Below are 13,180 nucleotides of genomic sequence, written 5' to 3'. Positions count from 1 at the left end.
CCCACCGCACGCCAATAAAAATCGCCCGCTTGCGCGGGCGATTTTATTTTCCTTGCAGCCTGCGTCGCCAGCCGCGCTCGCGCGGCGGCCGCTCAGAAGGCCGGCACGATCGCACCGCCGAACTTCTGCTCGATGAACTTGCGCACGTCGTCCGATTCATAGGCCGCGACGAGCTTCTTCACCCACGGCTTGTCCTTGTCCTGCGCGCGCACCGCGATCAGGTTCGCGTAAGGCCCGCGCAGATCCTCGATCGCGATCGCGTCCTTCACCGGCGTGAGCCCCGCCTTCACCGCGTAGTCGGTATTGATCGACGCGGCGTCGAGATCGGGCAGTGCGCGCGGCAGCTGCGCGGCGTCGAGCTCGACGATCCGGATCTTCTTCGGATTCTCCGCGACGTCGAGCGGCGTCGCGTTCACGCCGTTCGTGCCGGCGCCCGCCTTCAGCTTGATCACGCCGTATTTCTGCAGCAACAGCAGCGCGCGGTTGCCGTTGGACGGGTCGTTCTGGATCCCGACCTTCGCGCCGACCGGCAAGTCCTTGAGCGACTTGATCTTTTTCGAATAGAAGCCCATCGGCGCCGTGTAGGTCAGCCCGACGTTGACGATCTTGTAGCCGCGCTGCTTGATCTGGCTGTCGAGAAACGGCTGGTGCTGGAAACCGTTCGCGTCGAGGTCGCCCGCGTCGAGCGCCGCGTTCGGCTGCACGTAGTCGTTGAACTCGATGACCTTGATCGCAAGGCCCTCGCGCGCGGCGACCTTCGTCACCTCGGTCCAGATCTGCGCGTCGGGGCCGCTCATCGTGCCGATCTTCAGCGTCGGATCGGCGTGTGCGCCGGGTGCCGCGAAGGCGAGCACCGCGCCGAGCGCGGCAAGGCTGGTCAAGATCGAGCGTCGCATGGTGTCCTCTGTCCCGTATCGTTGTGGAAGCGCGCATCGTGGCACGGGGCGGAAACGGCACCAACCAAGCTTATTTCATGTGCATATTCCACGGCCAGATCAAACGACAGGCGAATTCGGTATAACCCCCGATGGCGCAACCGGGCATCATTCAGTGTCGCATCGGCACCACACATTCGTCATATGACAGAGGCTGTCACATTCATTACGTGGCCCGCCGATAAAGTTGCGGCCGGTCCGTGAAAGCGCCCGCAGAGAGCGCCGGAACCGCAACTGGACACGCCATTCATTCGCTCGGAGAATCCTTTGAACAAGAAACTGTTGACCATCGCCATCCTGGCAGCCACCGCCGGCACGGCTCACGCACAAAGCAGCGTCACCCTGTACGGCGTCATCGATGCCGGTATCAGCTACGTGAACCACAGCAAGAACGCAACCGGCGGCAGCAGCAAGCTGTTCAAGTACGACGACGGCGTCGCCCAGGGCAGCCGTTGGGGCCTGCGCGGCACCGAAGACCTCGGTGGCGGCCTGAAGGCGATCTTCGTGCTCGAAAACGGCTTCAACAGCGGCACGGGCGCACTCGGCCAGGGCAACTCGATCTTCGGTCGCCAGGCCTACGTCGGCCTGTCGCAGAGCCAGTACGGCACGGTCACCTTCGGCCGCCAGTACTCGTTCTCGACCGACATCCTCGGGTCGAACTACTCGACCGGCGGCAACACGGTCGCGGGCAACTACGCGTACCACGTGAACGACGTCGACCAGCTGACGTCGAGCCGCATCAGCAACGCCGTGAAGTTCCAGAGCGCGAACTACTCCGGCTTCACGTTCGGCGCGATGTACGGCTTCTCGAACTCGACCGACTTCGCAGGCGCGCCGGCGACGACGACCGGCACCACGACGACGGCAGGCTCGTCGCGCGCATACAGCTTCGGCCTGAACTACGCGAACGGCCCGTTCGCCCTGGGCGCGGCCTACACGGACATCCGCTTCCCGAGCCAGGCTTCGCCGACGGCGTTCTCGACGACGATCGCGAACATCAGCACGGGCAACATCCGCGACCTGCGCTCGTATGGCGTCGGCGGCCGCTACGTGTGGGGCCCGGCAACCGCATGGCTGCTGTGGACGCGCACGCAGTTCACCCCGGTCGCGGCTGGCGCGTCGGGCACGTTCTACAACGCGTATGAAGGCGGCCTGAAGTACGCGATCACGCCGGCCCTGTCGGCGGCAGCGGGCTACACGTACACGAACGCGACGCAAAGCGGCAACTCGGCGCACTGGAACCAGGGCAACTTCGCACTCGACTACGCGCTCAGCAAGCGCACGGACGTGTACGGCCTCGTCGTCCTGCAGAAGGCGTCGGGCAACAACGTGCAGGCGCAGATCGGCTCGAGCACGAGCTACTTCAATACGTCGGGCACCGGTTCGACGAACCAGATCGCCGCTCGCGTCGGCATCCGCCACAAGTTCTAAAGCATTCGCTTAACACGCGGATCACGACGGCAAGAAGCGCCCCGCTCCACGCGGGGCGCTTTTTTATGGGCTTTTAAGTTTCGCTTAATTCTGGGCTGAGACGATGCACTCACCCCCCCTGTTGGCCGCCTGAGCACCGGCGGCTTTTTTTTTGAGAACCCGACGGCACCGCCATCGGTTGCCCATAACAAGACAGGATCGGAAGCCATGATGATCGAAGATACCGTTTTCAGCCATCTGCATACGATTCTGACCCGCGAGCACTCGCTGCCCGTGCAGAGTTGCCGCGTGTCCGTCGAAATGCAGCGCCCGTGGGGGCGTCCGTACCGGCTCGTCGAATGGACGATGCACCTCGACGCGCCCGCGCGACGGCAGATCGTGCCGGCCGAATCGACCGACGAGGAAATCGCCGAGGTCGTCGCGTCGCACGTGCCGGGCCGGCTGTACGGCGACGGCCGGCTGCAGTTCTGACCGCGCTGTCCGAGTTTCCCCGTCCCGCAACGGGGCCGGCCCGCACGCCGCGTGCGGCACTCGGTCCCGTTTGATCCCTCCCCGAAGTCTGCTACGCTGCGCGTTTTCGTCCACGCAACACACGATGGAAAACGCTTTCAACGAACGCGGCGTGATGCTCACGCGCAACGGCCTGTCGGTCGCCGGCCAGGTCTTTCCGCTGCGCGACATCCGCCGCGTCGACGTCGTCAAGATCCCGAAAAACCGTATCGTGCCGTCGCTGATCTCGCTGATCGGCGCGGGCACCGCCGTCGCGGGCGGCATCGGCGCGTCGAGCGCGGCGCTCGTCGCCGGCGTGATGCTGGTCGTCGTCGGCTATCTCGCCTGGACGACGCAGGACGTCACCTACCGGCTGATGGTCGAGATGCCCGACGGCCAGCGCGAAGCGCTGTCGAGCGTCGACGCCGAGTTCGTCGAACGCGTCGCGCAGGTCGTGCGCGATGCGCAGGCCGCGACTGCCGCCGGCTGACGCCGCTTCGCCTGCATCGCACGCACCGACCGCCTAGTATGGAGAGAGCGGCCCGCCGCCGCATCGCCCGAGGAGGTCGGCATGAACGCTCAATCGCTGTCCGGCATGCTCCGCGCACAGGAGCTGCTGCTCGTCTCGATGATCCGCGCGCTGTCCCCCGATGCCCGCCGCGCACTCGTCGATCTCTACGCCGAGCAACTCGCGTTTGCTGAACAGGCCGGTCTCGAACGCCGCAGCGATCGCGACACGCACGACGCGTTCGTGTCCCACGCCCGCAATCTGCTGATCCGCATCGAATCGCTGGCCTAGCGCAGCGCCGCCACGCCTTTTCCCGAATTTGCGCGCGCGACTGGCGAGCGCCGCGCATGCAGGCGCTCGGCCGCCCGCTGCGCAGCATGTCGCTTGTATCGATAATAATTCTCATTTACACTGGCAAAGTTATCAGTTGCCTTTCAATTCGCCGTGCGCCGCATGCCGCGCGCACGGGCCAGCCAGGTGAACGCGTCGCCCAGCCAGCCTTCGGGCTTGTTTCAACCATGGGAGACCACCTGTGCATTGCTATTCGCTGGCGCGGCGGCCGATCTGTGCCGCGCTGTTCGGCGCGTTCGGACTGTCCGCCGCCACGGCTCACGCCGATTCGTCGCCTTCGTCGCCGTCGGGCGCCACGCCCGCCTCCACCTCGATCGTCGCGCGCGCCGATGCCGCGCTGCTCGACCCCGTCACCGTCACGGCGACCCGCACCGCCACGTCCGCGAGCCGCACGGCCGCGTCGGTGTCGGTGATCACCGACGACGATCTCGAGGAACAGCAGGCCACCAACATCAAGGACGCGCTGCGCTACGAGCCCGGCGTCACCGTACGCCGCACCGCGTACCGGCCCGGCAGCGCCGCGCTCGGCGGCGGCCGCGACGGCGATTCGAGCATCAACATCCGCGGCCTCGAAGGCAATCGCGTGCTGCTGATGCAGGACGGCATCCGCCTGCCGAGCGCGTTCTCGTTCGGCCCGCTCGAAGCCGGCCGCGGCGATTACGCGGATCTCGACATGCTGAAGCGCATCGAGATCCTGCGCGGCCCGGCCTCGGCGCTTTACGGCAGCGACGGCCTGACCGGCGCGGTGAACTTCATCACCAAGGATCCGAAGGACCTGCTGTCGATCTACGGCAAGCCCGTGTACTTCTCGTTCCGGCCGAGCTACGACTCGACCGACCGCAGCATCGGCGCGACCGTATCGGCCGCAGGCGGCAACGATCGCGTGCAGGGAATGATCATCGCCGACGGCCGGCGCGGCCACGAAGTCGACACGCGCGGCGACAACAACTCGGCGAGCACGCTGCGCACGACCTCGAATCCGCAGGACGTCTATTCCGAATCGCTGCTCGGCAAGCTCGTGCTGACGCCCACCGCGCGCGACACGATCCGGTTCACCGCCGAAACGGTGCAGCGGCGCGTCGGCACCGACGTGCTGTCCGCGATCAATCCGCCGACCACGCTCGGCCTCACCACGAGCGACCGGCTCGAACGCAACCGCTTCAGCGTCGACTACGACTTCCGCGACGACGCGTTCCGCTGGTTCCAGAAAGCGCACGTCCAGTTCTACTACCAGGAAGCGACGCAGGACCAGTACGCGTTCGAGACGCGCCGCTCGCAGCCCTCGCGCTCGCGCGACAACCAGTACCGGGAGCGCACGTTCGGCGGCTCCGCGTTCGCCGAAAGCGGCTTCTCGACAGGCCCGTTCGCGCACAAGCTGCTGTACGGCGTCGACGGCAGCCTGTCGCGCGTCACGAACCTGCGCGACGGCACCGTGCCGGGCGTCGGCGAATCGTTCCCGAACAAGGCGTTCCCCGACACCGACTACACGCTGTTCGGCGCGTTCGTCCAGGACCAGATCGGCTACGGCCGCCTGCTCGTCACGCCCGGCCTGCGCTTCGACACGTACCGGCTGAGCCCGGCCGCGAACGATCCGCTGTTTACCGGCACCGCCGTGTCGACGAGCGCGAACGAACTGTCGCCGCGCGTCGCCGTGCTGTACGAGATCACGCCCGCGCTGATTCCGTACGTGCAGTACGCGCACGGCTTCCGCGCGCCGACGCCCGACCAGGTCAACAGCAGCTTCTCGAACCCGGTGTACGGCTATACGTCGATCGGCAACCCGAACCTAAAGCCCGAGACCAGCGACACGTTCGAGGCGGGCCTGCGCGGCAAGGCCGGCACCGGCTACGGCGTCGTGCGCTACAGCGCCGCCGCGTTCACGGGCCGCTACCGCAACTTCATCGCGCGCACCACGATCTCCGGCAGCGGCCGGCCGACCGACCCGTCGGTGTTCCAGTACGTGAACTTCGCCGACGCGCGCATCCACGGCCTCGAAGGTCGCGCCGAATGGGTGATGCCCAACGGCATCACGCTGAAGACGGCGATGGCGTTCACGAGGGGCTCGACGCAGAACAACGGCGCGGCGAGCCAGCCGCTCAACACGGTCAACCCGTTCTCGGCCGTGTTCGGCGTGCGCTACGAGCCGACCGAGCGCTGGTTCGTGCAGACCGACCTGCTGTTCCAGGCCGCGAAGCGCGACAAGGACATCGACAGGTCCGACTGCTCGAACAAGGCCTGCTTCGCGCCGCCGTCGTCGCTCGTCGTCGACCTGCGCGGCGGCTACCGCTTCAACAAGCACGTCAGCGCGACGATCGGCATCCGCAACCTGTTCGACCGCAAGTACTGGAACTGGTCGGACGTACGCGGCATCGCCGCCGATTCGCGCGTGCTCGACGCCTATACCTCGCCCGGACGCACGGTCGCCGTCAGCATGAAGGTGGATTTCTGATGCACGCCGCCCGCGCTTCCAACCCTTTCGTCACCTGAAGGAGTCCGACATGATGCAATCCGCCCTTCCCGCCCAAGCGGCCACGCCGGCCCGCGCGGCCGCCGCGCTGCGCGACGCGTTCGTCAAGCTCAAGGCCGAGCGCCAGTTGCGCAACCGCGATGTCGCGCAGGCGCTCGGCGTCAGCGAAGGCGAAGCGCTCGCCGCGTTCGTCGGCGAACACGTGGTGCGGCTCGATGCGCGCTTTCCGCAGATGTTCGAGGAAATGCCGCGCCTCGGCCGCGTGATGGCGCTCACGCGCAACGACGCGGCCGTCCACGAGAAGGACGGCGAATACGCGCAGATGAGCCATGACGGCCCGATCGGCCTCGCGCTCGGCGACATCGACCTGCGCATCTTCTACCGGCACTGGGTGTCGGCATTCGCGGTGCGCGACGAGACGCCGCACGGCCCGCTGAAGAGCCTGCAGTTCTTCGATGCGCAGGGCCACGCGATTCACAAGGTCTATCTGCGCGCGCACAGCGATCACGCCGCATACGACGCGTTCGTCGCGCGCTGGCGCGCGGCGTCGCAGGAGCCGGGCCTCGATGTGGTGCCGGCCGCATCGAAGCAGCCCGAACGCGCGGACAGCGACATCGACGTCGCGGGGTTTCGCGCCGCCTGGGGCGCGATGACCGACACGCATCAGTTCTTCGGCATCACGCAGCGCTTCGGCGTCAGCCGCATGCAGGCGCTGCGCCTCGCCGATCCGCAATACGCGTATCCCGTCGAAACCGCGCATGCGCTGCGCCACGTGCTCGAACGGGCCGCGCAAAGCGGCCAGCCGATCATGGTGTTCGTCGGCAATGCGGGGATGATCCAGATCCATACGGGGCCGGTCGCGAACGTGCGCGAGGTCGGCGCGTGGATCAACGTGCTCGATCCGGGCTTCAACCTGCATGTGCGCGAGGACATGATCGCCGCCGCGTGGGTCGTGAAGAAGCCGACCAGCGACGGCATCGTCACGTCGCTCGAACTGTTCGACCGCCAGGGCGACCACGTCGCGCTGCTGTTCGGCGAACGCAAGCCCGGCAAGGCCGAGCGCGACGACTGGCGTGCGCTCGTCGCGACGCTGTCGCCGGCAGCGCGCGGAGACGCACGGTGAGCGCCGGTTCGTTCGATCCGCGGCGGCGCGCGGTGCTGGCCGGCGCGCTCGCCGGGGCAGTCGCGGGCGCGCTGTCCGGCCGCGCGCTCGCACAGGCCGCGCCGAAGCGCGTCGTCGTGATCGGCGGCGCGCTCGCCGAAACGGCGTTCGCACTCGGCGGCACCGACACGCGCGGCTACCGGCTGGTCGGCGCCGACACGACCTGCACCTATCCCGATGCGGCGAAGCGCCTGCCGAAGGTCGGCTACCAGCGCGCGCTGTCGGCGGAGGGACTGCTGTCGCTGCGGCCCGACCTCGTGCTCGCGTCGGCGGAAGCCGGGCCGCCGGCCGCGATCGCGCAGATCAGGCGCGCAGGCGTCACGGTGACGACCTTCGACGAACGGCACGACGTCGACTCGGTGCGCGCGAAGATCGCCGGCGTCGCCCAGGCGCTCGACGTGCGCGACGCCGGCACGGCGCTGCTGCAGCGCTTCGATCGCGACTGGCAGGCCGCGCGCGACGCGGTGGCCGCCCGCGCGCCGGGCGGCGCGCAGCCGCCGCGCGTGCTGTTCGTGCTGAACCACACCGGCACCCAGGCGCTCGTCGCCGGCCAGCGCACGGCCGCCGACGCGATGATCCGCTACGCGGGCGCGCGCAACGCGATGCAGGGCTTCGACCACTACAAGCCGCTGACGACCGAGGCGCTCGCCGCCGCCGCGCCCGACGTCGTGCTGATCTCCGACGAAGGCCTCGCGGCCGTCGGCGGCCGTGCCGCACTGCTCGACGCGCCCGGTTTCGCGGCGACGCCGGCCGGCCGCGCGCAGCGCGTGGTGTCGCTCGACGCGTTGTTCCTGCTCGGCTTCGGCCCGCGCCTGCCGCTCGCCGTCACGACCCTGCATCGACGCCTGTCGGATGCGCTCGCCTGATTCCGGATCGTCCCGATGCCCGCTCATGCTTCTCCGTTTCCCGCGTCGTCGCACGCCGGCCGCCGCGGCGCCGCGCGCCTCGGCGCGTCGCGCCGCCATGCGCCGCTCGCGCTGGTCGTGCTCGCGATCCTCGTCGGCGCGATGTCCGTCGTCGCGCTGTGCGTCGGCGCCTACCGCATTCCGCTGGCCGAAGCGTGGGCCGCGCTGAGCGGCGACCCGGCCGCACGACAGGCGCGCGCGGTACTGTTCGACATCCGCGCGCCGCGCGTCGCACTCGCGCTGCTCGTCGGCGGCGGTTTCGGCGCGGCCGGCGCCGCGATGCAGGCGCTGTTCCGCAATCCGCTCGCCGATCCGGGGCTCGTCGGCGTATCGAGCGGCGCGGCGCTCGGCGCGACGACCACGATCGTGCTCGGCCCCGCGCTGTTCGCCGCGCACGTGAACGCGGCCGCGCTGCCGATCGCCGCGTTTGCCGGCGCGCTCGCGGTCGCCGCGCTCGTCTACCGGCTCGCCGCGTCGCGCGGGCGGCTCGCGTTACCGCTGCTGCTGCTTGCCGGCATCGCGATCAACGCGCTGGCGGGCGCGGCGATCGGGCTGCTCACCTTCGTCGCCGACGATGCGCAGCTGCGCTCGCTGACGTTCTGGAGCCTCGGCAGCCTCGGCGGCGCGCAATGGTCGGCGCTGGCGGCCGTCGCGCCGTGCGTCGCGCTCGGCTGCGTGCTGCTCGCGCGCGAACGCGAGGCGCTGAACGCGCTGCAGCTTGGCGAAACCGAGGCGCTGCACCTCGGCGTGCCGGTGCAGCGCCTCAAGCGCCGCGTGCTCGTCGCGGTCGCGCTCGCGATCGGCGCGCTCGTGTCGTGCGCCGGCATCATCGGCTTCATCGGGCTCGTCGCGCCGCACTGCGTGCGCCTCGCATGCGGGCCCGACCAGCGGATCGTGCTGCCCGGCGCCGCGCTGCTCGGCGCGCTGCTGACGCTCGCCGCCGATCTTGCCGCGCGCACCGTCGCCGCGCCGGCCGAGATTCCGCTCGGCGTGCTGACCGCCCTGCTCGGCGCGCCGTTCTTTCTCGCGCTGCTGTGGAAAAGCCGCGGCGCGCTCGGCGGCTAGCGCCTGTTTCCGCTCATGCCCGGGCCTGCGCTCGCCGCTGAGCGGAGGCCGGCTCCCACCCTTGCCACACGACCATGCTGACCGTCCACCATCTCGACGTCGCGCGTCGACATCACGCGATTCTTCACGACCTGTCGCTGTCGATCGAACCGGGCCGCGTCACCGCGCTGCTCGGCCGCAACGGCGCCGGCAAGAGCACGCTGCTGAAAACCTTCGCCGGCGAGCTGACCGGCAGCGTCGCGCCGAACGGCGTGCGCGTGACGGGCGACGTCACGCTGAACGGCGAATCGCTCGCACGCATCGACGCGCCCCGGCTCGCGCGCCTGCGCGCGGTGCTGCCGCAGGCCGCGCAGCCGGCGTTTCCGTTCAGCGTCGACGAAATCGTGCTGCTCGGCCGCTATCCGCATGCGCGACGCAGCGGCGCAACGTCGCGCCGCGATCGCGACATCGCGTGGCACGCGCTCGAACGCGCGGGCGCCGACGCGCTGGTCGGCCGCGACGTGACGACCTTGTCCGGCGGCGAACTGGCGCGTGTGCAGTTCGCGCGCGTGCTCGCGCAGCTGTGGCCGGCCGACGATACCGAAGCTGCGGACGACCGCGACGCGGCGGCCCCGCGCTACCTGCTGCTCGACGAACCGACCGCCGCCCTCGATCTCGCCCACCAGCACCGGCTGCTCGATACGGTGCGCACGGTCGCGCGCGAATGGCGGCTCGGCGTGCTCGCGATCGTCCACGACCCGAACCTGGCCGCGCGTCACGCGGACACGATCGCGATGCTCGCCGACGGCACGATCGTCGCGCACGGCGCGCCGCGCGACGTGATGACGCCCGCGCATATCGCGCGCTGCTACGGATTCACGGTGAAGATGGTGGAAACCGGCGACGGTTCGCCGCCGGTCATGGTGCCGGCGTGACGCCGCATCGGGATATCGGGCGGTCGTGCGCGACGGGGGGTGAAGCGGTCCGGCGTGCGCTTCGCGCTCAACGCTCGACGTCCGCGACGCCGAAGCTGCGCATCTTCCAGCCGAAGCGCACGGCGAGCATCCGCATCGCAAACCCCGCCGCGAGCGCGCACACCGTCGCGAAACGCGCATCGACGCCGAGCTGCTGCATTCCGACATACAGCGCGCCGGTCACGAACGCGACGCTCGCATACAGCTCCTCGCGCAGGATCAGCGGCATCTCGTTGCACAGCAGGTCGCGCAGCATCCCGCCGCACACGCCCGTGATCGCGCCGGCCAGCACGACGATGATCGACGCCGCGCCGGTCGATGCACCGATGTCGCAGCCGATGATCGTGAACGCCGCGAGGCCGATCGCGTCGACGGTGACGAACAGCGTCTTCATTCTCGCGACGTGCCGCGCAGCCCACGACGCGACCGTCGCCGCGACCAGCGTGATCACCAGGTATTCGGGATGCGCGATCCAGCCGAGCGGATAGTGGCCGAGCAGCACGTCGCGCACGGTGCCGCCGCCGAGCGCCGTCACCGCGCCCACCAGCGCGAGCCCGAAGCGGTCCATCCCGCGCCGCATTCCCATCAGCGCGCCCGACATCGCTTCCGCGACGATCGCGATCAGATAAAGCGTATGCATGTCGCGCCTCAGTCCTCGGTGCGGAACAGGTCGAGCACGCGCTCGCGTTCGGCCGCATCGACCGCCGCGGGCATCGGCTCGCTCGTCTGCGCGCCGCGACGGCTGTCCGCCGCGCCGGCATCCGACGCCGCCGCGACGGACGCACCGCCGCACGCGAAACGGCTGCGGATGAACGGCGGCACATCGGCCGTGCAGGTGCCGTGCAGGTATTCGGCGTAGACGAAGTCGCCGTCGACGAGCGCGACGTCCTGCGGCGGCGTCGTGTCGATCGGCGTGCGTCCGTCGACGGCCGCTTTCATGTAGTCGAGCCAGACCGGCAACGCGAGCGTCGCGCCGGTCGCGCGGCCCATCGAGCGCGGCGTGTCGTAGCCGAGCCATGCGACCGCGACGACGCCCGACGAATAGCCGGCGAACCATACGTCCTTCGAGCCGTTCGACGTGCCGGTCTTGCCGGCCGCGTCGTCGCGGCGCAGCGCGAGCGCGCCGCGCGCGGTGCCGGCGCGCACGACGTCGCGCAGCATGCTGTCCATCACGAACGCGTTGCGCGCCGACACGACGCGCGTGCCGTCCGGCGCCGGCGCGTCGTACAGCACGCTGCCGTGCCGCTGCTTCACCGACAGGATCAGGCGCGGCTCGGTCCGCACGCCGCCGTTCGCGAATACGCCGTAGGCGCTCGCGAGTTCGAGCGGCGTCACGGCGCCCGCGCCGAGCGCGAGCGGCAGCGACGCCGGGTTGCGCGGCGCGTCGAAACCGAAACGCATCGCATGCTGCTGCACGTAGCGCGCGTCGGCCGCCTGCATCAGGCTGACCGCGACGAGGTTCTTCGAGCGCACGAGCCCGCGCCGCACCGCGATAAAGCCCTCGTAATCGTTGCCGAAATTGCGCGGGCGCCACGGCCGCGCACCGGTTTCCGCCGGCGTCAGCGTGCGCTGCGTGTCGTCGACCAGCACGCCCGGGAAATAGCCCTTCTCGAGCGCCGCCGAATAGACGAACGGCTTGAAGCTCGACCCCGGCTGGCGATACGCCTGCAGCGCATGATCGAACACGTTGCGGCTGAAATCCGCGCCGCCGACGAGTGCGAGCATGTCGCCCGTCGCGACGTCGAGCGACACCAGCGCGCCTTCGAGCCGGTCGCGCTTCGCGGGCTGCCGGCGCAGCGTGCGATCGAGCGCGGCTTCGGCCGCGTGCTGGTCGCGCATCGACACCGTCGTCGTCACGTCGAGGCCGAGCGTATAAGCGTCGTCGTGGAAACGCTCGACCATCATGCGCCGCGCGCGTTCGGCGACGTACGGCGCCGCGACGATGCCTGGCGGCGGCGTGGTCGACAGTGCGAGCGGCGCATCGACGGCCGCCCGATAGGTCGCGTCGTCGAGTTCGCCGAGCGCATGCATGCGCCCGAGTACGTAGTTGCGCCGTGCGGTCGCGCGCGCCGGGTTGACGACCGGATTGAACGCCGACGGCGCCTTCGGCAGCCCCGCGAGCACGGCCGCTTCGCCGGCGCTCAATGCGTCGAGCGGCTTGCCGAAATACACGTTCGCGGCCGCCGCAAAACCGTACGCGCGCTCGCCGAGATAGATCTCGTTCATGTACAGCTCGAGCAGCTTGTCCTTGCTGTATTCGCGTTCGAGCTTGTAGGCCATCAGGATCTCGGCGAGCTTGCGGCTCAGCACCTTGTCGCGCGTCAGGTAGAAATTGCGCGCGACCTGCATCGTGATCGTACTGCCGCCCTGCCCCGGCTGCCGCGTCACGAGGTTCGCGAACGTCGCGCGTGCGAGGCCGCCGGGATCGACGGCGCCGTGCTGGTAGAACTGCGCGTCCTCGGCCGCGAGCAGCGCCTGCCGCATCAGCGGCGGGATGCGTTCGAGCGGCACGAACTCGCGGCGCTCGACGCCGTATTCGGCGAGCAGTTCGCCGTCGCGCGCGAAGATCCGCAGCGGCAGCGCGGGCCGGTAGACCGCCAGATGCTCGACGGACGGCAACCGCGTCCAGATGCGATGGACGGTCCACGCGCCGATGCCGGCGCAGGTGAGCGTCAGGCCGAGCAGCGCCCCGGCGAGCGTGCGCCATACGCGTCGACGACGCGGCGGCGCGGGCGGCGGAGGAGGGCTAGCGGTGTGGTCGGTCATGTCGGGCTCCTTCTTCGAGGCCGCGACGGCCGGTGCGCAACACGCGCCCGTCCATCGCGGAAGGCGCGCATTGTCGAAGGGATGCCGGCAAACCGGAACCTTCTTTAGCCAAAGTTGGGCTGACTAAATTTTATTTAGGAAAGGCCGC

The 13,180-nt window shown here is 69.5% G+C and carries 12 protein-coding genes; 9 read left to right on the top strand and 3 right to left on the bottom strand.

The features are described 5' to 3' along the window. Positions 1 to 92: 92 nt before the first annotated feature. Positions 93 to 896, bottom strand: coding sequence for a MetQ/NlpA family ABC transporter substrate-binding protein (locus WS57_RS01180; protein WP_040130901.1), 804 nt, complete (start codon positions 894 to 896; stop codon positions 93 to 95). A gap of 306 nt (positions 897 to 1,202) precedes the next feature. Here WS57_RS01180 and WS57_RS01175 point away from each other — a divergent pair, with 306 nt between their 5' ends. From WS57_RS01175 to WS57_RS01135, 9 genes are all read left to right on the top strand, one after another. Next, a complete protein-coding gene (locus WS57_RS01175; RefSeq protein WP_009693324.1) occupies positions 1,203 to 2,366 on the top strand; it encodes a porin in 1,164 nt (387 codons plus the stop codon). 210 nt (positions 2,367 to 2,576) lie between these two features. Continuing rightward, the gene (locus tag WS57_RS01170; RefSeq protein WP_040132008.1) at positions 2,577 to 2,837 is read left to right on the top strand and encodes a DUF2866 domain-containing protein; all 261 of its coding nucleotides are present in this window, start codon (positions 2,577 to 2,579) and stop codon (positions 2,835 to 2,837) included. 124 nt (positions 2,838 to 2,961) lie between these two features. Beyond that, on the top strand, positions 2,962 to 3,345 hold the full coding sequence (locus WS57_RS01165) for a DUF6232 family protein (RefSeq protein ID WP_040130900.1): 384 nt from the start codon (positions 2,962 to 2,964) through the stop codon (positions 3,343 to 3,345). 81 nt (positions 3,346 to 3,426) lie between these two features. Continuing rightward, positions 3,427 to 3,654 carry a hypothetical protein gene (locus WS57_RS01160; protein WP_059519221.1) on the top strand — a complete coding sequence of 76 codons (228 nt, stop codon included), beginning with the start codon at positions 3,427 to 3,429 and terminating at the stop codon, positions 3,652 to 3,654. A 241-nt stretch (positions 3,655 to 3,895) separates the two neighbouring features. Continuing rightward, positions 3,896 to 6,163 (top strand): TonB-dependent hemoglobin/transferrin/lactoferrin family receptor, encoded by a 2,268-nt coding sequence (locus WS57_RS01155; RefSeq protein ID WP_059519219.1) that lies wholly within the window; start codon positions 3,896 to 3,898, stop codon positions 6,161 to 6,163. Between the two features lie 49 nt (positions 6,164 to 6,212). Next, the gene (locus WS57_RS01150) at positions 6,213 to 7,304 is read left to right on the top strand and encodes a hemin-degrading factor (RefSeq protein ID WP_059519217.1); all 1,092 of its coding nucleotides are present in this window, start codon (positions 6,213 to 6,215) and stop codon (positions 7,302 to 7,304) included. Next, positions 7,301 to 8,209: a heme/hemin ABC transporter substrate-binding protein gene (locus WS57_RS01145; protein WP_069243635.1), complete on the top strand. Its 909-nt coding sequence runs from the start codon at positions 7,301 to 7,303 to the stop codon at positions 8,207 to 8,209. Before WS57_RS01150 ends, WS57_RS01145 begins: the two co-directional genes overlap by 4 nt. A 15-nt stretch (positions 8,210 to 8,224) precedes the next feature. After that, on the top strand, positions 8,225 to 9,313 hold the full coding sequence (locus WS57_RS01140) for a FecCD family ABC transporter permease (protein ID WP_059604992.1): 1,089 nt from the start codon (positions 8,225 to 8,227) through the stop codon (positions 9,311 to 9,313). 74 nt (positions 9,314 to 9,387) lie between these two features. Then, the gene (locus WS57_RS01135) at positions 9,388 to 10,227 is read left to right on the top strand and encodes a heme ABC transporter ATP-binding protein (protein WP_059604989.1); all 840 of its coding nucleotides are present in this window, start codon (positions 9,388 to 9,390) and stop codon (positions 10,225 to 10,227) included. A 67-nt stretch (positions 10,228 to 10,294) separates the two neighbouring features. Here WS57_RS01135 and WS57_RS01130 read toward each other — a convergent pair whose 3' ends face one another. Next, positions 10,295 to 10,906, bottom strand: a complete 612-nt coding sequence (locus WS57_RS01130; RefSeq protein WP_069243634.1) for a trimeric intracellular cation channel family protein — start codon at positions 10,904 to 10,906, stop codon at positions 10,295 to 10,297. 8 nt (positions 10,907 to 10,914) lie between these two features. Then, a complete protein-coding gene (locus WS57_RS01125) occupies positions 10,915 to 13,032 on the bottom strand; it encodes a penicillin-binding protein 1A (protein ID WP_069243633.1) in 2,118 nt (705 codons plus the stop codon). Positions 13,033 to 13,180 lie beyond the last annotated feature (148 nt).

The sequence above is a fragment of the Burkholderia pseudomultivorans genome (assembly GCF_001718415.1).
In the GTDB taxonomy this organism is placed as follows: Bacteria; Pseudomonadota; Gammaproteobacteria; order Burkholderiales; family Burkholderiaceae; genus Burkholderia; species Burkholderia pseudomultivorans_A.
This window is presented reverse-complemented; position numbering and strand designations above follow the sequence as displayed.